We start from the raw sequence: 20965 nt of genomic DNA on the forward strand, positions 1-20965 counted from the left end.
CCAGGGCCCTCCTCTGGCGGCCCTTGATCACGCCGGTCGCGTTCACGACCTCCCGCACCGCCTCGAAGACGCGGTTCGGACGGGCGGAGCGGGCCGGCCGACGGCGGAAGTAGGACAGCAGGGACGGGTCGAACGCGGTGTCGTTCAACCCGAGTCCGCAGGCGGCCTTCCACCGCAGGTCGCACCGCAGTTCCTGAACGGTCTCGAAGTCGGACAGGCCGTGCAGGGCCTGCAGGGCGATCGCCGCGGCCAGGATCTGCGGCGGCATGCTCGGACGGCCGTTCGCCGACGGATACATGTCCGCGAACATCGCCGCCGGGAACAGCCTGCCCCGGTGCTCGGCCAGGAACGCGAACACACTCCCCACCGGGATCAGCTCCCGGCACGTCTCCCACACATCCGGCCCGACCGTCTCCCCGGCCCATTCCCCCATCGCCACGGAAACGAGTCTGGCCCCACCGCTCACGCAGTGGGGCCAGAACCCAACATCTTCATCAGCCTTCTAGGCCGAGGACCCGCTCAGGCCTGCTGGTCCTCGAAGGGGAGGACGTCCGGGGAGAGGACGGCGGCGCGGGCGGTGGCGGCGGTGAGGCGACGGCGGTGGTGGCGACGGCAGAGCACCTCGTAGCCGACCTCGTCCTCGCGCACCGAGATGTCGCCGATCACCACCTGAGCGCCCTCCACCACCATGACGCCCCCGACGGTGCGGGCGTTGTGGGTGGCCCGGGCGCCGCACCAGCAGAGCGCCTCGACCTGGAGCACCTCGACCCGGTCGGCGAGTTCGATCAGCCGCTGCGAGCCGGGGAAGAGCCGGGTGCGGAAGTCGGTGGTGATGCCGAAGGTGTAGACGTCGATGTCGAGTTCGTCCACGACGCGGGCGAGCTGGTCGATCTGGCCGGGGGTGAAGAACTGGGCCTCGTCGCAGATCAGGTAGTCGACCCGGCCGCCGGCCGAGAGCCGGTGCACCACATGGGCGTGGAAGTCGAAGTCGTCGGCCACCTCGACGGCGTCGGCGCGCAGGCCGAGGCGGCTGGAAATGGTGGCCGCGCCGGCCCGGTCGTTGCGGGTGAGGATGATCCCCTGCCGGCCGCGGGCGGCGTGGTTGTGGTCCATCTGGAGCGCGAGCGTCGACTTCCCGCAGTCCATCGTGCCGGAGAAGAACACCAGTTCAGCCATGGGTGGTGCAAAGGCCTTTCGCATCGAGGGAATTCAGCGGCGGAATTCGAGCAGCGGCACGTACTGCTCGACCGGGGTCATCGAACCGTGCAGGCCGATCATCGCGGACTCGCCGGGCTCGTTGCGGGAGGCGGTGATCGCGATGTCGTCGCGGGCGGCGGCGACCACGTCGCCGATCCGGTGGTAGACCCGCTCGTCGACCGCGGGGCCGAACCAGCCGGCCCCGATCGCCTGGTCGCGGGTGGCCACCCACATCCGGTCGCCGAGCACCTCGCTCCACACCGCGTGGACGTCGGCGGCGGCGCCGGGGACGGCGTAGACGTGGCGGGCCCGGCCCTCGCCGCCGAGCAGGGCGACGCCGGCGCCGAGCTCCCAGTCCTCGTCGAAGTCGATCCGGTCCTCGGGGGCGATGTCGATCATGCCGTGGTCGGCGGTGACGTACATCACCGAGCGCGGCGGCAGCTGTTCGGCGAGCCGGCGGGCCAGCCGGTCGACCGCGTCCAGGGTCATCCGCCACTCGTCGGAGTCCACGCCGAAGCGGTGGCCCGCGCCGTCCAGTTCGCTGACGTAGGTGTAGACCAGCGCGCGGTCGTGCTCGGCCAGCCAGGCGGCGGCCCGGTCCATCCGCTCCTCGCCGGTGGTGCGGCCCAGGAAGGTGCCGCCGGAGAGCGCGACCCGGGTGAGCGGGGTCTGGGCGAACAGCGGGGAGGAGACCTGGGCGGTGGCCACCCCGGCGGCGTCGACCCGCTCGAAGACGGTCGGGTACGGCTGCCAGGTGCCCGGGTCGGTGTGCGGCTGCCAGCGCAGCTGGTTCATCAGGTGCCCGGCGCCGGGCACCGCCACCGTGTAGCCGGCCAGGCCGTGCAGACCGGGCGGGGTGCCGGTGCCGACCGAGGCCAGCGAGGTGGCGGTGGTGGACGGGAAGCCCGCGGTCAGCGGACGGCCGGTGCCGCCGAGCGAGCCGGCCGTCAGCGAGGAGAGGAACGGCGCGTACTCGGGGTGGCGCAGCAGCAGTTCCCAGCCGAGGCCGTCGACGAGGAAGACCACCGCGCGGTCGGCGGGCGCCAGCGGCAGTGCCGCCTCGAAGCCGGCCACCCCGAGGCCGGCCGCCACCGAGGGCAGCAGGTCGCAGAGCGAGCCGGTGCCGTAGGGGGGCGCGGGCGCGGCGGCGGGGTCGAGGATCTCGAAGGCGTCGTGGCCGTCGGGGGCGAAGGGCATGGTGGCGGGGGTGGCTTCCTGGCTGGCCGGTACGGTCCGGGCGGGTGGGGGCGGCGTCCGGACGGCGCGGGTCGGTGCGTGACGGCGGAGCGGGACGGCGGAGCGGCGGTACGCGTGCGGGCGCGGCGGCGGGGCGCGCCGGCGCCGCGGATCAGACGGTGGTGACGGTGGCCTCGGAGAGGGCGCGGGCGAAGACCAGGGCCTGGGCGACCGTCTCCGGGCCGTCGCCGGCCTCGCTGACCCGCAGCGAGAGGTCGTCGGCGGTGGCCGAACCGGTGTAGCCGTGGTCCGCCTCGCAGTTGGGGTCGGAGCAGCCGGCCGGTTCGAGGTCGAGGCGCTGGACGGCGCCCCAGCCGATGGTCAGCACCACCTCGCGGGGCAGGGTGCCCGGGGTGTACGTCTCCGGGTTGGCGACCATCCGGCTGACCACCACGGAGTTGATCCGGTCCAGGCGCACGCTCTCGGTGGAGGTGGTGGCCAGCGGGACCGCGGGGCTGCTGCCGTCGCCGGTCTGCTCGTCGGTGTGGCTCACCACGAAGCGGGTCGGGGTCAGCACCAGCACGGTGACGTGCCGGCGGACCTCGTTGGCGTCGAAGGTCGTCTCCTGGTGCACCAGGTAGGAGCTGATCGGCTCGGGACCCACCGCGGACTCCACCGCCTCGGACACCAGGGCCGGGTAGTAGCCGCTGCGCTCGATCGCGGAACGCAGGTCCTGCGTGGTGGTGGTACCGGTCTTCGCCATAACTCCATCCTGGCATGGTCCGCCGACGAAGCGGGCGGCGCGGCGCCGAGCTTCGGACAACGGCGCCCGCGGTCCGGACGCAACCAAGGAAGGTTACAGCGTGCTCATGGCGCGCGGGCCCAGATCACTGCGGACCGGAAGGGGTGCGATGCGCACGCGCGCCCCCAGGATCGCCAGTCCGTGCGGGGCCACGACCACCGGTTCGAGGTCCACCGAGGCGACCTCCGGAAGGTCGTCGACCAGCCGCGACACCCGCAGCAGCAGCTCCTCCAGAGCGTCGGTGTCGACCGCCTCGGCACCGCGCCAGCCGAACAGCAGCGGGGCCGCCCGGACCTCGCGGACCAGCGAGGCGACGTCCTGGTCGGTGGCCGGAACCAGCCGGTGGGCGACGTCGCCGAGCAGTTCGGCGGGGGCGCCGGCCAGGCCGAAGGAGAGGATCGCGCCGACCGCCGGGTCGACGGTGGCGCCGATCACGGTGTCCACCCCGCGCGGGGCGAGCCGCTGGACCATCAGCTGGGCCTGGGCGGCGCCGCCGAGCAGGGCGTCCAGCTCCTGGTGGGCGCGGCGCAGACCGGGCTCGCCGGTCAGGTCGAGCCGGACGCTGCCGAGGTCGGGGCGGTGGCGCAGGTGGGGGGCGGTGGCCTTGAGCGCGACGGGGTAGCCGAGGGTGGCGGCGGCGCGCACCGCGCTCTCCTCGTCGGGTGCGGGCAGGGTCGGCGAGACGTCGACGCCGTACCGGGCGAGCAGGGCGGCCGCGTCGGCGTCGGGCAGGGTGATCCGGGCGCCGCCGGGCTGGGTGCGGGCGGCGATCGCGGTGCGGGTGGAGAGCGCGGCCTCGACCAGGGTGCGGGCGCCCGCCTCGTCGATCCGGTCGAGTTCGGGGACCCGGGCGGTCTCCTCGGCCTCGGCCATCCGCCGGCGCCAGTCGGCGTAGTGGACGGCGTGGGAGAGGGCGCGCACGGCCCGCTCGGGCGCCGGGTAGGCGGGGATGCCGCCGGGGCGCAGCCGGCCGGGCAGGTCGGTGAGCGCCAGGTGGGCGAGGAGCAGCGGCTTGCCGGCGGCGCGGGCGCGCTCGCCGGCGTCGAGCAGCGCGGCCGCGATCTCGGGATCGTCGGAGCCGAGTTCGGGGTCGTCCGGGCCGGTGAGCCGGCCGCCCATGAACGCGTGGGCGGAGGTGCCGATCGGCGGGATGGCGACGGCGATCACCGCGTCCACCCCGGGGTCGCTCAGCGCGGTGTCCAGGGCGATCCGGAAGTTCTCGCCGGTGGCGGCGGTGGTGAGGTCGACGGGGGTGCGCGGGCGCAGGCCGGCGGAGAGGCAGGCGTCGTGGGTGAGCAGGCCGAGCGAGTCGGAGTTGCCGATCACCGCGACCCGGTCGCCGGGCGGCAGCGGCTGGAGCGCGAGCAGTTCCCCGGTGTCGTACAGCTCGGTGATGGTCTCCACCCGGGTGACGCCGGCCTGCTGGAAGAGCGCGTCGACGGTGGCGTCCTTGAGGCCGGTGGCGGTGGCGGGGACGGCGTGCCCGGGCGGCAGGCTGCCGGTGTGGCGGGCGCCCTTGACCACGACGACCGGCTTGGCCTGGGCGAGCCGGCGGGCGATCCGGGTGAACTTGCGGGGGTTGCCGAAGGACTCCAGGTAGAGGAGGACGACGTCGGTGGCCGGGTCCTCGGCCCAGTACTGGAGGAAGTCGTTGCCGGAGACGTCGGCGCGGTTGCCGACCGAGGCGAAGGAGGAGATGCCGAGGCCGCGCCGGTGGGCGGCCTCCAGCAGGGCGACGCCGATCGCGCCGGACTGGCAGAAGACGCCGAAGCCGCCGCGCGCGGGCAGCGCGGGGGCGAGCGAGGCGTTGAGCGGCCGCTCGGGGTCGGTGGAGATCAGGCCGAAGGCGTTGGGGCCGATCACCCGCATGCCGGCCGCGCGGGCCTGGCGGACCAGGGCGCGCTGGCGGTCACGGCCCTCGGGGCCGGTCTCGGCGTAGCCGGCGGTGACCACCACCAGGCCCTGGACGCCGTGGGCGCCGCACTCGGCGACCGCCTCGGGGACGGCGGAGGCGGGGACGGCGATCACCGCGAGGTCGACCGGGCCGGGGATGTCCAGGATCGAGCGGTGGACCGGGACGCCGTCCAGCTCGGTGCCGGGCGGGGCGGCGCGGTTGACCGCGTGGACCTGGCGCCCGTCCCCGGCGGATCCGGCGAGCAGGTCGCGCAGCAGGGCCCGGCCCACGGTCTGCGGGCGGCGGGAGACGCCGATCACCGCGACCGAGCGCGGGGTGAGCAGCCGCTGGACGGAGCGGGCCTCGGCGCGGTGCTCGCGGGCCCGCATGACGGCGAGCGAGGCGGCGGTGGGTTCGAGGTCGAACTCCAGGTGGACGACGCCGTCGGCGAAGCTGCGGCGCTGGACGTAGCCGGCGTCGGTGAAGACCTTCACCATCTTGCGGTTCTCCGGCAGCACCTCGGCCTGGAAGCGGCGGATGCCGCGTTCCTGGGCGACGGCGGCGATGTGCTCCAGCAGTGCGGAGGCGACGCCGCGGCCCTGGTGGGCGTCCTGGACCAGGAAGGCGACCTCGGCGTCGGTGCCGGTCTCGGAGGGGCGGCCGTCGTGGTCGATCCGGTCGTAGCGGACGGTGGCGATGAAGCGGTCGCGGACGACGACGGCGAGGCCGACCCGGTTGACGAAGTCGTGGTGGGTGAAGCGGCGGACGTCCTTGTCGGAGAGCCGGGGGTAGGGCGCGAAGAAGCGGAAGTACTTGGACTGGTCGGAGACCTGCTCGTAGAACTCGACCAGGCGGCCGGCGTCGGCGGGGGTGATCGGCCGGATCCGGGCCGTGCCGCCGTCGCGCAGGAGGATGTCGGCCTCCCAGTGCTGGGGGTACTCCGGTTCGGTTCGCGGTACCGCAGAGTCGTCCACGACCGTCAGGTTATCCGGCGGCGAGCCGAATGGCGCCGGCCGTGTGTTCACGGCAGGGTGGACAGGGCCGCTGAACGGGGATTATGCGCCGTTTATGCCTCTGAAAGAAACAATCACAACTCCCGAACGCGACGGCTCCGAGGGGTCGCCTGCGTGCAACACTGGTCTAGACAACACGTCCGTTTCCCCCATCACGGCCGTGACCAGCTTTACCGGAAAGGCACGTCTCATGGCTGAGCGCCGCGTCACCATCGGTTGGGCCGAGGGCCTGCACGCCCGTCCCGCCTCCGTCTTCGTCAAGGCCGTCGCGGCCACCGGCGTGCCGATCACCATCGCCAAGCCCGGCGGCAACCCGGTCAACGCCGGCTCCATGCTCGGCCTGCTGGCGCTCGGCGCCCAGGGCGGCGAGGAGGTCGTGCTGGCCTCCGACGCCGAGGGTGCCGACCAGGCCCTGGACCGCCTGGCCAAGCTGGTCTCGGAGGGCCTGGACGAGCTGCCCGCCGCCGCCTGAGACGGCGCCGCACGCGTCCGGAGCCCGGGCCCCGTTGGTCGGGGGGCCCGGGCTCCGGTGCGTCCGCGGCGGATCGGTGCGCGTCCCGGCGCCCGCGCGGCGGGCGGCCCGGGCCGCGCCGGGGGTCATCGGTCGGCCACCTCGACGCGCCGGCCGAAGGTCGCCGGGTCGTCCAGGTGGGTGACGATGTAGTCGGCGACGTTCGCCCGCGCGACGCGCGAGGCCCTGGGGAGGTGCCCGCCCACCACCGCCCGGTAGCCGGGCGTGGCCGGGCCGTCGGTGAGCATCGGCGCCCGGACGATCGTCCAGTCCAATGAGCCGGCCTCGATCTCGGCCTCCATCCGGCCGAGGTCGAGGTGGATGTTCCGGTAGATCCGGTCCACCACGAGCCCGGCGACGAAGCGCTGCACCGCCGGCAGGTGCCCGGTCTCCAGGCCCGCCGAGGACATCGCGACCAGTCGGCGCACGCCGCCGGCGCGGGCCGCCGCGATGACGTTGCGCACGCCCTCGGAGAACACCGTCGTGGCGCCGCGGCCGGTCACGCCCAGGGCCACCACCACGGCGTCCTTCCCCTCCAACGGGCCGGTCAGCGAGCCGGCGTCGAACACGTCGCCGCGCACCTTGGTCAGCCGTTCATGCTCCGCCACCGGCCTGGCCGGGTCACGCAGCAGGGCGGTGACGCCGTGCCCGTCCGCCAGGGCCTTCTCGACCACCAGCCGGCCCGTGCGGCCGGCCGCTCCCACCACGACGATCTCCATGACGTCCTCCATGGGCTTGAATTCGTATAGACTATACAATCAAAATCAGGGTCGAGAGCCAACGGGAGGGTGGCCACCGGCCACCCGGAGGGGTAGCTGATCATGCGTCAACTCCAGGGGAAGATCGCACTCGTGACCGGGTCCACGGCGGGCATCGGGGCGGCCACGGCGGCCGCCCTGGCCGCCGCCGGGGCCCATGTGGTGGTCTCCGGCCGCCGCGCCGAACTGGGCCACGCCGTCGTGCGGCGGATCCGCGAGCAGGGCGGGCAGGCGGAGTTCACCGCCGCCGACGTCACCGTCGAGGACGACGTCGCCCGGCTGGTGGGCGGCACCGTCGAGCGCCACGGCCGGCTGGACATCGCCTTCAACAACGCGGGCGGCGGCGGGGCGTTCGGTCCGCTGGACCGGGTCCCGGCCGAGGCCTTCGCCGAGGTGATCGCCGTCAACCTGACCGGCACCTACCACGCGCTGAAGCACGAGATCGCCGCCATGCGGGCGAACGGCGGCGGCAGCATCATCAACAACGCCTCCACCGCCGGCGTCCGGGGCACCGCCTTCGGCCTGGGCGCGTACACCGCCGCCAAGCACGGGGTGGTCGGCCTGACCCGGGCCGCCGCGCTGGAGGCCGGCCCGGCCGGGATCCGGGTGAACGCCCTGATCACCGGGCCGGTCGACACCGAGGACTTCCGCCGGCGGATCGCCGGCACACCGGGCGCGCTGGAGCAGGCCGGGGCGGCCACCGCGCTGGGGCGGATCGCCACCGAGGAGGAGGTCGCCGACGCGGTGGTCTTCCTGGGCGGCGACGCGGCCGGCTTCATCACCGGCTCGCTGTTCGAGCTGGACGGCGGCATGACCGCCGGTGTCACGGCCGGGACGATGGGACGGCCCGGCGGCGGCGCCCCGGGCCCGGGCCGGCCCGGCGGCGCCGGGGCGAACTGACCCGCCATGCTCGTCAGGACCACACGGGACACCGAGGATTTCGCCACGCAGACCGGCGGGTGGATCGCCGCCGACCCGGTCGCCAACTCCATCCTGCTGACCCTGCTGAAAGGGGCGCAGTTCCGGCCGCCGGCCGCCCCGCCGACCACCTGGAGCCGTGTCGAGGACCCGGCGTCCGACGGCAGCCCGGTGGTCGGAGCGGCGGCCTTCACCCCGCCGCACCCGGTCGTGCTGAGCGGCATGCCGGCCGCCGCCGCGGCCGCCCTCGGTGCCGAACTGGGCGCCGAGACGGGCGCCGGGGCCGAGCGGGCGCCCGGGGTGATCGGCGCGGACCCGTCGGCCGCCGCCTTCGCCGGGGCGTGGTCCCGGGCCACCGGCCGGTCCGCCCGGGCGGACCGGCGCGAGCACCTGCTGAGCCTGGACGGCCCGGCCCCGGCGGAACCGCGGCCCGCCGTGCCCGGACGCTCCCGGGCCGCCCGGCCCGAGGAGTCGGAGCTGTTCACCGACTGGTGCCTGGAGGCCGCGCACGGCGCCGGGCTCGGCCGGGAGATCGTCCGGCGCTCGCTCCGGGGCCAGATCGCCGGCGGTCTGCTGCGGGTCTGGGAGGAGGACGGACAGCCGGTCGCCGTGCTCGGCCGGACCGCCGCCGTCGCCGGGGTGACCCGCTTCAACCCGCTCTGCTCACGGCCCGGGCTGCGGCACGACGGCTGCGCGCGGGCGCTGCTCGGCGAGGCGGTGGCCGCGCTGCGCGCCGACGGGCTCACCGGCCTGGCGGTGGTCGGGGACGGCAATCCGGCGGCCCGCGGACTCTTCGAGTCGTTCGGCTTCCGCCGGGTCGGCGGCCTCTCGGAGTACCGCTTCGACTGACCGCCGGGGGCTGCCCGGGGACGACTGCCGAGGGGCCCGGATCCACGGGGGATCCGGGCCCCTGTCACGGCGTCCGGATCCCGCGGGCGTCCGGATCCCACCGCGCACGGATCCCGCGGCGCCCGGCGCGTCGGGGTGGTCGCGCTCAGCGGGAGGCGCGGCTCTCCCCCGGCGCCGCCGGCCGCTCGGCGGGGGCCAGCGTCCGCCAGAGCTGCCGGGCGAAGGCCGCGGCCTCGCGCGGTGCCTCCGGCCCGCCCGCCGGGACGGCGGACCCGCCCCCGTACGCGGCCAGGTAGCAGGCGCCGAGCAGGAGTTGGGCCGCGACCGCCGGGTCGGCGTCGCGGCTCACCAGACCGGCCCGCTGGGCCCGCCGCAGGTAGTCGGCCAGCAGTTCGGCGGCCCGCTGCGGCCCCGTGTTGGTGACCCGCGTCCACTCCCGGTGGCGCTCCAGCAGCCTGGGCTCGGCGAAGACGGACAGCAGCACCGGCATCGACTCCCGGTAGAACGCGAGCGCCTCCTCGGCCACCTGCTGCAGGGCCGCCCGCACCTCGCCCTCGTCGGCGACCTCCTCGGGCAGCGCCCGCAGCACCGGCGGCAGGCCGGGCAGCCGCTCGGCGAGGACGGCCAGGAAGACGTCCTCCTTGCTGCGGAAGTGCCGGTAGATGGTGCCCTCGGAACAGCCCGCCCCCTCGGCGATCTCCTTGGTCGTGCAACGCGCCAGGCCGAGGTCCCTGATCACCCGCTCGGCGGCGTCGACGATCTGCTCGCGCATGCTCATGAAGGCTCCGAGGGACGGGGCGGCCGGTTCCGGACCGGGCTGCGGCTGCGGAGGGGTATCCGAAGGATAGCGGGCGGTGAGTATCCGCTCACGGGTTTCGACCAGCAGGCCGGTCCCGGCCCCGGAAGCCGGTGCGGGTATGTGCTCACTCACCGCCTGTCCGGATCCGTCGCGGTTTCCTCCCCCACCCGCCCTCTCGCCTTGCGTCCCGCGCAACGGCGCGCCTAAGGTCTTGTCCCGGGCGGATGGGGATCACGGCATTGGAACGCACGAGGGGCCGATAGGACGGCTGTACTGTGCCGGTTATTCGGACGTGCCCGGAAACTCCATTTCCCCGCTCCAGGAAACACCCGCTCACCGCGGGTCGGACGCGAGCGACGGGGGGATCTCAGGAACCATGTCGGACCAGATCGTGAAATCCTCCGGCAGGGCCGCCCGCGGCGCGGCCGCCGACACGGCCGCCGACACGGAGCCGGCCTGTCCGGAAGCCGCCGCCAGACTCGACGAACGCCGCCGCCTCCGGCGCGAGTTGCACGATTCACTGGCCCCCCGGCTGGCCGCCCTGCACATGCGGATGGAACTGACCGGGCTCGAACTGGGCGGTGACGCCGGGCGGGCACCGGCCCTGCTGGCCCGGGCCAGGGAGGACGTCGGCGCCGCCATCGCCGACGTCCGCCGGGTGATCCGCGACCTCGACCGCTCCGAGCCCCGGACCGCCGGACCCGCCGGGACGCTGCGCCGGTTCCTGGACCGGCAGGTCCGCGCCTTCGAGGAGGCCGGGGCCGGCCGGCTGCGCTTCGTCACCGAGTTGCCGGCCGCCCTGGACGATTTCCCGGCCGAGGTCCAGAACGAATTGCAGAAGATATCCGGCGAGGCCCTCGCCAATGTCGTCCGGCACGCGCGGGCGACGGTCTGCCGGATCTGCGCATCGGTCGGCCGGAACGGTCTGACCCTGTCGATCGAGGACGACGGGATCGGAATTCCCCCGGACGCGCCCTGCGGAATCGGACTTCCGTCGATGTACGTCCGCACCAAGGAACTCGGCGGCATTTTCTCGGTCGCGGCCCGCACCCCGCACGGCACCGCGGTCCGGATCCGGCTGCCGCACCAGGAGCCGGCCGACGGCACCGGCCCGCTCGACTGATCCGCTCCCGTCCTCCCCGCTCCTCCCGCTCCTCCCGCTCCTCCCGGGGCCTCGCGGCGTCCGTGCCCGACCGACCCGCGCCGGCCCCGGCCTCCCCCGCGTTCCGCGCCTCTCCCAGGAGCCCCCATGGACCCGGTCGCGCCCCGAGAGCTCCGCATCCTGGTCGTCGACGACCACGAGCTGTTCCGGGCGGGTTTGCGCCAACTCCTCAACCGGATCGACTCGCTGACGGTGGTCGGTGAGGCGTCCGACGGGGCGGAGGCGCTCGCCGCCGCCGAGCGGCTCGCTCCCGACGTCGTCCTGATGGACATCGGCATGCCCGGCACCGACGGCATCGAGGCGACCCGCTCCCTGGTCGCCCGCCACCCCGGGGTCGCGGTGGTGATGCTGACCGCCGACGACAACGACGACTCCGTCGCCGCGGCGGTCCGGGCCGGCGCCCGGGGCTACCTGGTCAAGGGCGCCGGGCTGGACGACGTCCGCCGCGCCGTCACCGCGGCCGGCCGGGGCGGGACACCGTGCGGCCCGCAGGCCGCCCCCCGGGCGCGGCGGGCCGGCCCCGGCGGCTGAACCGGCGGCCCGGCCCGCCGGTCAGCGTTCCAGCAGGCGCGCCCACAGCTCCTCCTCGGACCGGGTCAACGGCGCGCCGCCCGCCCCGGACCGTTCCGGATGCCACGGCGGCACCCCGGGCGGGGGCAGCGCGTCCTGCGGCTTCCGCGCTCCCGGCAGCGCGTCGGGCGAGGCCATCGCCCCCATCACCAGCCCGAGCCAGATCAGCCCGTCCGCGAGGTGGCGGCCGGTCCGCCGCAGCCACCGGCGCAGCAGCAGACGGCGGTGGGCGCGGCGCAGGGCGGTTCGCATCGGGGCCTCCGGCGGGACGGCGGCGGGGGGCGGCGCCACGGCGGTGCCGCGGCCGTCCGTCCCACCGCGCGAGCGGCCGGGACTCCCCGGCACGCTGGAAACCTTTCCTGCCCCGCCCCCGGTCACGGCCCCTCACCCGGGCGACCGAAGCGCGGCGGGCGGCACGCGCCCCGTCGTCGGTGCCGCACGCCGGGGCGGGGGCCGGCCCGGACGGGCGGCCCGGTATTTTTATTTGGACCGAGTGCACAATGAATGCCGGAGCACCCGCCTCAGGAGACGTCGACAGCCCATGAGCCCACGCCAGTACCGAGCCGGCCAGCGCCAGGTGGCCGCCGAACAGACCCGCACCCGCATCCTGGAGGCGGCCTGCGAGCTGCTGACCGGGGAGAAGGGCCCGGCCTCGTTCAGCATGGACGCGGTCGCCAAGACCGCCGGTGTGGCGCGGATGACCGTCTACTACCAGTTCGACTCGAAGACCGGCCTGCTGGAGGCGCTCTTCGACGACCTGGCCCAGCGCGGCGGCATGGCCGGGATGCCCGCGGCGTTCACGGCGCCCAGCGGCCGGGAGGCGCTCTCCGCCCTCCTCGACGTGCTCGCCGGCTTCTACGCCTCCGGCCGGGTCGCCCTGCGACGGCTGCGCGGACTGGCCATCCTCGACCCGGAGCTCGACACCGCGCTGCAGAGCCGGGGCGAGCGGCGGCGCGGCGGCCTGCGGGTGGTGCTCGGCCGGGTCCTCGCCGACCGCGACGCGCAGCTCGGCGAGGCGGAGCTCGACGAGCTGGTGGCGGTGTTCTTCATGCTGACCAGCTTCGAGAGCTTCGACCTGCTGGCCGGGCCGGACGTCGACAGCGCCGCGGTGGCCCGCCGGGTCGAGGAGCTGATTCTCGCCGTTCTCGACCGGCGGCTCGCGGCCGCCTGACGCCCGGCGGCGCGGGCGCGGCGGCGTCCGGACGCACCGGAGCCCCCGGCCGGACGGCCGGGGGCCGGCGCGGGGAGCCCCGACGCGGCGGCTCAGCCCTTGACGCAGACCACCTGCTTGAGGTGCGCCACGACCTCGACCAGGTCCCGCTGCTGCTCGATCACCTTCTCGATCGGCTTGTACGCGCCGGGGACCTCGTCCACCACCCCCGCGTCCTTGCGGCACTCCACGCCCTTGGTCTGCTCGGCCAGGTCCTGCGTGGTGAACCGCTTCTTCGCGGCGCTGCGGCTCATCTTCCGGCCGGCGCCGTGCGAGGCCGAGTTGAACGACGCCTCGTTGCCCAGTCCGCGCACGATGTACGACCCGGTGCCCATCGACCCCGGGATGATCCCGTGGTCGCCCGACCCGGCGCGGATCGCGCCCTTGCGGGTGACCAGCAGGTCGACGCCGTCGTAGCGCTCCTCCGAGACGTAGTTGTGGTGGCAGCTGATCACCTCGTCGAAACCGACCTTCGCCCGCGGGAACTCCCGCCGGACCACGTCCTGGAACAGCGCCATCATCAGCGCCCGGTTGCGCTTGGCGTACTCCTGCGCCCAGAAGAGGTCCTGCCGGTACGCGGCCATCTGCGGGGTGTCCGCGACGAACACCGCGAGGTCACGGTCGATCAGGCCCTGGTTGTGCGGCAGCGACTGGGCCACGCCCATGTGGTGCTCCGCCAGCTCCTTGCCGATGTTGCGCGAGCCGGAGTGCAGCATCAGCCAGACCGCGCCGGTGTCGTCGACGCAGACCTCGATGAAGTGGTTGCCGCCGCCGAGCGTCGCCATCTGCTGGGCCGCCCGCTCACGGCGCCACTTCACCTCGGGGGCGACCGCATCGAAGCGCTGCCAGAAGTCGTCCCAGCCGCCGGTCGGCACACCGTGCAGCCGGCCCGGGTCGACCGGGTCGCCGTGCATGCCTCGGCCGACCGGGATGGCCTGCTCGATCCGCGAGCGCAGCCGCGACAGGTCGTCCGGCAGGTCCTTCGCGGTGAGCGAGGTCTTCACCGCGCTCATCCCGCAGCCGATGTCCACGCCGACCGCCGCCGGGCAGACGGCGCCGCGCATGGCGATCACCGAGCCCACCGTCGCGCCCTTGCCCAGGTGGACGTCGGGCATCACGGCGAGCCCGTGCAGCCAGGGCAGCGAGCTGATGTTGCGCAGCTGCTGCATCGCCTGGCCCTCGACGGTGGCCGGGTCGGTCCACATCCGGATCGGAACCCGGACGCCGGGTACCTCGGTGTACGACATGGTTCAACGACCTCCAAGGTCGGATGGTTCAAGCCTAGGCGGGGTGTCCGCCCCGGGGGATGCCGCGCGAAGGGACCCGGCGCGACGCGGGGATGTCAGAGGTCGGCGACGCTCAGGCGGCCGAGGGGCATCGGGAGGACAGTCTCGGGGAGCGCCGCTGGAATGGCTCGACCCGCATGGTGACCGCCTCCTCTCCGTGTGTGTGACCGGTGCCGGGGGCTATCTACCCACGCACGGCGCCGCCACCGCAAGGGAATTAACGCCGCGACGCAGGAGGGCCCGGCGGAGCGTCGGAACGCTCCACCGGGCCCTCGGTGCCTTGCTGCCCCGGGTCAGGCGCTGATCACGGTGACCTCGCCGATGCCCAGCTCCCGCACCGCGTCCGCGAACGCCGCGGCGTCGCCGACCAGGACGGTGACCAGCCGGTCCGGCGGGAACGCCTTGACCACGGCCTCGGTGGCGGCGGCGGTCGGCAGCTCGGCCAGCTGCCGGTAGACCTCCGCCTGGAAGTCGTCGGCCAGGTGCTGCTCGACCTGGTCGGCCAGGGTGCCGGCCACCGAGCCCGCCGTCTCGTACTTCAGCGGCGCCACGCCGACCAGGAACTGCACGGCCTCGGCGCGCTCCGCGTCGGTGAGCCCCTCGGCGGCCAGCGTGCGCAGGATCGTCCAGGTGTCGGCCAGCGCCGGGGCGGTGGAGGCGGTGTCCACCGAGCCGCTGATCGCCAGCAGGGAGCGCCCGCTGCCGTCGGCGGCCGAGCGCAGCGGCTGGGCGAAGGCCCGCACGCCGTAGGTGTAGCCCTTCTCCTCGCGCAGCACCCGGTCCAGCCGGGAGGTGAGGGTGCCGCCCAGGCAGTAGGTGCCGAGGATCTGCGCGGCCCAGCTCGGGTCGTGCCGGTCCGGGCCGATCCGGCCGATCAGCAGCTGGGTCTGCACCGAGCCCGGGCGGTCCACGATGATCACCCGGCCGGTGTCGTCGGCGGTCACCGGCGCGTGCGCGCTCGGCTCGGCCGCGGAGCCCTTCCAGGCGCCCAGGGTGGACTCCAGCAGGGCCGGCAGGTCGGTGCCGGTGAGGTCGCCGACCACGACCACGGTGGTGGTGGCGGGCCGCACGTGCGCCTCGTAGAAGGCCCGGACGGCGGCCCGGTCGATCGTCTTGACCGTCTCGGCGGTGCCGGCGCGCGGCCGCGACAGCCGGTCGGCGCCGTCGAACAGCTCGGCGTACAGCGCCTTGGCGGCCCGCCGGGCCGGGTTGGCCTGCTCGTGCACGATCTCGTCCAGCCGGTTGGCGACCAGCCGCTCGATCTCGTTCTCCGGCAGCGCCGGGCTGCCCAGCGCGGCGGCCAGCAGGTCCAGGCCGCGGGCCAGCCGGGAGGCCGGGACCTCCAGCGAGACCCGGATGCACGGGTGGTCCGCGTGCGCGTCCAGGGTCGCGCCGGCCCGCTCCAGCTCCGCCGCGAACTCCTCGGCCGTCAGCGTGTCGGTGCCCTCGCTGAGCGCCCGGGCCAGGATCGAGGCGACGCCGTCCGCGCCCTCCGGCTCGGCCGCGAGCGGCGCGTCGAGCAGCACGTCGACGGCCACCAGCTGCTGCCCGGGGCGGTGGCAGTGCAGCACCGTGATGCCGTTGCCGAGCGCGGCGCGCTCCGGCGCCGGGAACGCCCACGGGCCGGGGGTGCCGGGCTGGGGCTGGGGGTGGAAGGTCATGGCGGGGACGTACTCGGTGCTCATACGGCGGCGCCCTCCTCGTCGGTCTCGGCGGTGGCAGCGGTGTCGTCGGCGGTGTCCTCGGCCGGGGTCGGCTCGTACACCAGCACCGCCCGGTTCTGCGGGTGCAGCCGCGCGGCGGCGATCTCCCGCACCTCCTCGGCGGTGACGTCGAGGACCTTGGGCAGGGCGTCGTTCAGCAGCTTCGGGTCGCCGAACAGCACGGCGTAGCGGCAGAGTTCGTCGGCGCGGCCGGCCACCGTGGTGAGCCGGTCCAGCCACTCGCGCTCGATCTGCGCCTGGGCGCGCTCCAGCTCGGCCGGGGTCGGTCCCTCGGCGGCGAACCGGGCCAGCTCCTCGTCGACGGCCGCGTCGATCTGCTCGATGGTGGCGTCGCCGGAGGTCTTGACGTCCAGCCAGCCCAGGCTCGGCGCGCCGGACAGCCGCAGCAGGCCGAAGCCGGCCGCGACGGCGGTGCGGTCCCGGCGGACCAGCCGGTTGTACAGCCGGCTCGACTCGCCGCTGCCGAGGATGGTCAGCGCCAGGTCGGCGGCGTCCGCCTCGCGGGTGCCGTCGTGCGGCAGCCGGTAGGCGGCCATCAGCGCGCGGGACGGCACGTCCTCGCGGATCAGCTCGCGCAACTCCCGGCCCACCGTCTCCGGCAGGCTGCCGTCGCGCGGCGGCTGCTTGCCGTCGTGCGCGGGGATGCTGCCGAAGTACTTCTCCACCCAGGCGACGGTCTGCTCGGGGTCGATGTCGCCGACCACCGACAGCACCGCGTTGTTGGGCGCGTAGTAGGTGCGGAAGAACGCCCGGGCGTCCTCCAGGGTGGCCGCGTCCAGGTCGGCCATCGAGCCGATCGGGGTGTGGTGGTACGGGTGGCCGTCCGGGAAGGACAGCGCGGCGAGCTTCTCGAACGCGGTGCCGTAGGGCACGTTGTCGTACCGTTGGCGGCGCTCGTTCTTCACCACGTCGCGCTGGTTCTCCATCGACGTCTCGTCGAGGGCCGCCAGCAGCGAGCCCATCCGGTCCGCCTCCAGCCAGAGCGCCAGCTCCAACTGGTGGGCCGGCATGGTCTCGAAGTAGTTGGTGCGCTCGAAGCTGGTGGTGCCGTTGAGCGAGCCGCCGGCGCCCTGGACCAGCTCGAAGTGCCCGTTGTTGGACACGTTGGCGGACCCCTGGAACATCAGGTGCTCGAACAGGTGGGCCAGCCCGGTGCGGCCCTTCACCTCGTGCCGGGATCCGACGTCGTACCAGAGGCAGACCGCTGCCACCGGGGTCAGGTGGTCCTCGGAGAGGACGACGCGCAGGCCGTTGGCCAGGCGGTGCTCGGTGATGGCGATGCCTCGCTGGGAGGCGGGGGCCGGGTTGGCCATGCGCTCGGGTCCTTCCCGTCGTCGAAGTCGGGGTTCGTGTGGCGTCCCCCATTGTGGTGCAACGCGCGAACGGCGTGGATGTGTCCGCGCGGACGGGGCGTTCGCCAGGGGCGGAAGAGGGGCGCTGGCCGGGGCTGTCGGCGGGAGGGTCCACAATGGGGGCGCCGAGCCCTGTTGACAGACCCGCCGACAGCCCCGGCGAAACCGCGCCGACGAGACGTGGACGAGACGCAAGCGAGACGTAAGGGAGCCCCGCCGCGATGGCCCGCCGCAGTTCGCAGACCCCGCCCCCCGGAGACTTCGAGGAGCGCATCCTCGACGTCGACGTCGTGGACGAGATGCAGGGCTCGTTCCTCGAGTACGCCTACTCGGTCATCTACTCCCGGGCCCTCCCGGACGCCCGGGACGGCCTCAAGCCGGTGCATCGCCGCATCCTCTACCAGGCCAACGAGATGGGCCTGCGCCCGGAGCGCGGCCACGTCAAGTGCGCCCGCCTGGTCGGCGAGGTGATGGGCCGGCTGCACCCGCACGGCGACGCCTCCATCTACGACTCGGTCGTCCGGATGGCCCAGCCGTTCTCGATGCGGCTGCCGCTGATCGACGGCCACGGCAACTTCGGCTCGCTCGGCAACGACGACCCGCCGGCGGCGATGCGGTACACCGAGTCCCGGCTGACCGCCGCCTCGATGGCCATGGTCGAGTCGATCCACGAGGAGACCGTCGACTTCGGGCCCAACTACGACGGCAGCGAGCAGGAGCCGCTGGCGCTCCCGGCGGCCTTCCCCAACCTGCTGGTCAACGGCGCCACCGGCATCGCCGTCGGCATGGCCACCAACATGCCGCCGCACAACCTCTCCGAGGTCGTCGCCGCCGCCCGCCACCTGATCAAGCACCCGAACGCCGACCTCGACACCCTCATGCGGTTCGTCCCCGGCCCGGACCTGCCCACCGGCGGACGGATCGTCGGCCTCTCCGGCATCCGGGACGCCTACGAGTCCGGCCGCGGCACCTTCAAGATCCGCGCCACCACGAGCATCGAGGCGGTCACCGCCCGCCGCAAGGGCATCGTGGTCACCGAGCTGCCGTACAACGTCGGCCCGGAGAAGGTCATCTCCAAGATCAAGGACCTGGTCAACGCCAAGAAGCTCCAGGGCATCGCGGACGTCAAGGACCTCACCGACCGCGAGCACGGGCTGCGCCTGGTCATCGAGGTCAAGAACGGCTTCGTGCCCGAGGCCCTGCTGGAGCAGCTCTACAAGCTGACGCCGATGGAGGAGACCTTCGGCATCAACAACGTGGCGCTGGTCGACGGCCAGCCGCTCACCCTCGGCCTCAAGGAGCTGCTGGAGGTCTACGTCGACCACCGCTTCGAGGTGGTCCGCCGGCGCAGCGACTTCCGCCGCCGCAAGCGCCAGGAGCGGCTGCACCTGGTCGAGGGCCTGCTGGTCGCGCTGGTCGACATCGACGAGGTCATCGCGATCATCCGGTCGAGCGACAACGCCGCCCAGGCCAAGGAGCGCCTGATGGAGCGCTTCTCGCTGTCCGAGACGCAGACCGCGTACATCCTCGACACCCCGCTGCGCCGGCTCACCCGCTTCGACCGGGTCGAGCTGGAGCAGGAGCAGGCCAAGCTGACCTCCGAGATCGCCGACCTGACCGAGATCCTGGAGTCGGACAGCAAGCTGCGCAGCGTGGTCTCCGGCGAACTCGGTGCCGTCGCCAAGCAGTTCGGCACCGAGCGGCGCACCGTCCTGCTGGAGGCCGGCGCCGCCCCGGCCGCCTCGCTGACCGTCCCGCTGGAGGTCGCCGACGACCCGTGCCGGGTGCTGCTCTCCTCCACCGGCCTGCTCGCCCGCACCGCCGACGGCGAGCCGTTCGAGCTCTCCGAGAAGCGCGCCAAGCATGACGTGATCGTCTCCGCGGTGCCCACCACCGCCCGCGCCGACGTCGGCGTGGTCACCTCGGCCGGCCGGGTCCTGCGGCTGCCGGTCATCGACCTGCCGGCGCTGCCGCCCACCCCCTCGCCGACGCTGGCCGGCGGCGCCGCCGTCACCGAGTTCCTCCGGCTGGAGGCCGACGAGCGGGTCCTCGCGCTGACCACCCTGGACGAGTCCTCCCCCGGCCTGGCGCTGGGCACGGTGCAGGGCGTGGTCAAGCGGGTGGTCCCCGAATGGCCCGCCAACAAGGACGAGTTCGAGGTGATCGCGCTCAAGGACGGCGACGAGGTGATCGGCGCGGTCGAGCTGCGCACCGGCGAGGAGGACCTCGTCTTCATCACCTCCGACGCCCAGCTGCTGCGCTACCCCGCCGGGCAGGTCCGCCCGCAGGGCCGACCTGCCGGCGGCATGGCCGGCATCAAGCTCGCGGACGGCGCCCGGGTGCTCTCCTTCACCGCCGTCGACCCGGCCGCCGACGCGGTGGTCGTCTCGGTGGCCGGCACCTCCGGCACGCTGGCCGGCGAGGCGCAGTCCTCCTGGAAGGTCACCCCCTTCGAGCAGTACCCGCGCAAGGGCCGCGCCACCGGCGGCGTGCGCTGCCAGCGCTTCCTGCGCGGCGAGGACGCCCTCGCGTTCGCCTGGGCCGGCCCGGCGCCCGCCCGCGCCGCCACGGCCAAGGGCGCCCCGGTCGACCTGCCGGAGCGCGACCCGCGCCGCGACGGTTCCGGCACCCCCGTGACCACCCCGGTCAGCACCGTCGCCGGTCCCGCCTGACCGCCGTTCCCCCCGCAGGGCGCCGGACCCGTCCGGCGCCCTGCGGCGTTCCCGCCCGCACGCTTCCGTCCCGCCCGCACGCCTCCGTCCCGCCCCGGCGGCCGCGCCGCGGCGGACCGGCAAGGGTAGCCTTACCGGGGTGAGCACCTGTGCGACCCTGTCGCGTGAACTGTCGGAACCCCTGGCCGCCACCGCCGCGACCGCGACCACCTGGCTGCTGGTGGAACAGAACGGTCCGTGGGGGGCGAAGGCGCTCGCCGAGAGCCATCTGGACCCGGCGGTCGGGCGGGCCCTGGACGCGGCGGCGGCCGGCACCGGGGTGCGGGTGGCGCTGATCCGGCGGCCCGGGCGGCACGCGGACTGCCTGCCGACGGCCCGCCACGAGGTGATCGTGGCGCACACCGTCCCGGCCCCCGGCCGCAGCTGGGTGCGCCGCCACGAGGTGGCCGACCCGGCGGAGCTCCTCGCGCTGGACTTCGCGGCGCTGGGCGCCGGCGACCACGGCGGCCTCGGGGTGCCGCACGTCGGCGGCCCGGTCGCCCTGGTGTGCACCAACGGCCGCCGGGACCGCTGCTGCGCGCTGCTGGGCCGCCCGCTCGCGGCCGATCTGGCCGCCGCCGGCCACAGCGAGGTGTGGGAGGTGACCCACCTGGGCGGCCACCGCTTCTCCCCCACCGTGCTGGTGCTGCCGTACGGCTACGCGTACGGCCGGCTGACCGCCGAGTCCGCCAAGGAGGTGCTGGCGGCGACGGCCGCCGGCCACGTGGTGCCGGAGTGGTCGCGCGGCTGCTCCGGCTGGGAACGGCCCGGCCAGGCGGCCGACCACGCCGTGCGGCTGGCCACCGGGGAGACCAGGGCCGACGCGCTCACCGTGGCCCAGCACGAGGACGGCGCGGGCCGCTGGCGGGTCGAGGTCCGGCACGAGGACGGCCGGGCCTGGGAGGTCCGGGTGGTCGAGGGCGTCAGCGAACCGGCCCGGCCCGAGAGTTGCGGCAAGGCGGCGGCCACCCCGTCCCGGATGGAGGCCGTCTCGCTCCGAGAGCTGTGACGTGCGGCGACCCCCGGCGGATGC

At 74.7% G+C, this 20965-nt stretch carries 19 protein-coding genes; 8 read left to right on the top strand and 11 right to left on the bottom strand.

All coding sequences use genetic code 11. The annotated features are described in order from the left end of the window. The 5 genes from ACFXAM_RS29045 to ACFXAM_RS29065 all read right to left on the bottom strand — a co-directional run. A partial coding sequence (locus ACFXAM_RS29045; protein WP_380295674.1) for a transposase occupies positions 1–433 on the bottom strand: 433 nt, incomplete at its 3' end. An 86-nt stretch (positions 434–519) separates the two neighbouring features. Further along, positions 520–1176, bottom strand: coding sequence for a thymidine kinase (locus tag ACFXAM_RS29050; protein ID WP_380295647.1), 657 nt, complete (start codon positions 1174–1176; stop codon positions 520–522). 33 nt (positions 1177–1209) lie between these two features. Further along, positions 1210–2394, bottom strand: a complete 1185-nt coding sequence (locus ACFXAM_RS29055; RefSeq protein WP_380295649.1) for an alkaline phosphatase family protein — start codon at positions 2392–2394, stop codon at positions 1210–1212. Positions 2395–2545: 151 nt separating this feature from the next. Continuing rightward, positions 2546–3136: a DUF5998 family protein gene (locus tag ACFXAM_RS29060; protein ID WP_380295651.1), complete on the bottom strand. Its 591-nt coding sequence runs from the start codon at positions 3134–3136 to the stop codon at positions 2546–2548. 93 nt (positions 3137–3229) lie between these two features. Then, positions 3230–6043 (bottom strand): GNAT family N-acetyltransferase, encoded by a 2814-nt coding sequence (locus tag ACFXAM_RS29065; protein WP_380295653.1) that lies wholly within the window; start codon positions 6041–6043, stop codon positions 3230–3232. Positions 6044–6272: 229 nt separating this feature from the next. On the opposite strand from ACFXAM_RS29065, the gene ACFXAM_RS29070 reads away from it, so the two are divergent. After that, on the top strand, positions 6273–6554 hold the full coding sequence (locus ACFXAM_RS29070) for an HPr family phosphocarrier protein (RefSeq protein ID WP_344332683.1): 282 nt from the start codon (positions 6273–6275) through the stop codon (positions 6552–6554). A 125-nt stretch (positions 6555–6679) separates the two neighbouring features. Here the strand turns inward: ACFXAM_RS29070 and ACFXAM_RS29075 are convergent, their stop codons facing one another. Continuing rightward, a complete protein-coding gene (locus ACFXAM_RS29075) occupies positions 6680–7312 on the bottom strand; it encodes an NAD(P)-dependent oxidoreductase (protein ID WP_380295655.1) in 633 nt (210 codons plus the stop codon). 132 nt (positions 7313–7444) lie between these two features. Between ACFXAM_RS29075 and ACFXAM_RS29080 the strand changes: the two genes are divergently transcribed. Together ACFXAM_RS29080 and ACFXAM_RS29085 are read left to right on the top strand one after the other, a co-directional pair. Continuing rightward, the gene (locus ACFXAM_RS29080) at positions 7445–8251 is read left to right on the top strand and encodes an SDR family NAD(P)-dependent oxidoreductase (RefSeq protein WP_380295657.1); all 807 of its coding nucleotides are present in this window, start codon (positions 7445–7447) and stop codon (positions 8249–8251) included. Between the two features lie 6 nt (positions 8252–8257). Next, on the top strand, positions 8258–9118 hold the full coding sequence (locus tag ACFXAM_RS29085; protein WP_380295659.1) for a GNAT family N-acetyltransferase: 861 nt from the start codon (positions 8258–8260) through the stop codon (positions 9116–9118). A 145-nt stretch (positions 9119–9263) separates the two neighbouring features. Here ACFXAM_RS29085 and ACFXAM_RS29090 read toward each other — a convergent pair whose 3' ends face one another. Continuing rightward, positions 9264–9896 (bottom strand): TetR/AcrR family transcriptional regulator, encoded by a 633-nt coding sequence (locus ACFXAM_RS29090; protein ID WP_380295660.1) that lies wholly within the window; start codon positions 9894–9896, stop codon positions 9264–9266. A gap of 397 nt (positions 9897–10293) precedes the next feature. On the opposite strand from ACFXAM_RS29090, the gene ACFXAM_RS29095 reads away from it, so the two are divergent. Next, entirely contained in the window at positions 10294–11040 is a 747-nt protein-coding gene (locus ACFXAM_RS29095; RefSeq protein ID WP_380295662.1) for a sensor histidine kinase, read from the top strand. Positions 11041–11166: 126 nt separating this feature from the next. Next, the gene (locus ACFXAM_RS29100; RefSeq protein ID WP_380295665.1) at positions 11167–11610 is read left to right on the top strand and encodes a response regulator transcription factor; all 444 of its coding nucleotides are present in this window, start codon (positions 11167–11169) and stop codon (positions 11608–11610) included. Positions 11611–11631: 21 nt separating this feature from the next. Here ACFXAM_RS29100 and ACFXAM_RS29105 read toward each other — a convergent pair whose 3' ends face one another. Then, the gene (locus ACFXAM_RS29105; RefSeq protein ID WP_380295666.1) at positions 11632–11901 is read right to left on the bottom strand and encodes a hypothetical protein; all 270 of its coding nucleotides are present in this window, start codon (positions 11899–11901) and stop codon (positions 11632–11634) included. Positions 11902–12190: 289 nt separating this feature from the next. On the opposite strand from ACFXAM_RS29105, the gene ACFXAM_RS29110 reads away from it, so the two are divergent. After that, positions 12191–12820 carry a TetR/AcrR family transcriptional regulator gene (locus ACFXAM_RS29110; RefSeq protein ID WP_380295667.1) on the top strand — a complete coding sequence of 210 codons (630 nt, stop codon included), beginning with the start codon at positions 12191–12193 and terminating at the stop codon, positions 12818–12820. 92 nt (positions 12821–12912) lie between these two features. Here ACFXAM_RS29110 and ACFXAM_RS29115 read toward each other — a convergent pair whose 3' ends face one another. From ACFXAM_RS29115 to ACFXAM_RS29125, 3 genes are all read right to left on the bottom strand, one after another. After that, positions 12913–14106 (bottom strand): RtcB family protein, encoded by a 1194-nt coding sequence (locus ACFXAM_RS29115; RefSeq protein ID WP_380295668.1) that lies wholly within the window; start codon positions 14104–14106, stop codon positions 12913–12915. A gap of 332 nt (positions 14107–14438) precedes the next feature. Further along, a complete protein-coding gene (locus ACFXAM_RS29120) occupies positions 14439–15806 on the bottom strand; it encodes a M16 family metallopeptidase (protein WP_380295676.1) in 1368 nt (455 codons plus the stop codon). Between the two features lie 20 nt (positions 15807–15826). Then, a complete protein-coding gene (locus ACFXAM_RS29125; protein ID WP_380295669.1) occupies positions 15827–17182 on the bottom strand; it encodes a M16 family metallopeptidase in 1356 nt (451 codons plus the stop codon). Positions 17183–17442: 260 nt separating this feature from the next. Between ACFXAM_RS29125 and ACFXAM_RS29130 the strand changes: the two genes are divergently transcribed. Then, a complete protein-coding gene (locus ACFXAM_RS29130) occupies positions 17443–19893 on the top strand; it encodes a DNA topoisomerase (ATP-hydrolyzing) subunit A (RefSeq protein WP_380295671.1) in 2451 nt (816 codons plus the stop codon). Positions 19894–20032: 139 nt separating this feature from the next. After that, positions 20033–20941, top strand: coding sequence for a sucrase ferredoxin (locus ACFXAM_RS29135; protein ID WP_380295673.1), 909 nt, complete (start codon positions 20033–20035; stop codon positions 20939–20941). Positions 20942–20965: the final 24 nt, after the last annotated feature.

Source organism: Kitasatospora sp. NPDC059462, from assembly GCF_042749955.1.
GTDB lineage: Bacteria > Actinomycetota > Actinomycetes > Streptomycetales > Streptomycetaceae > Kitasatospora.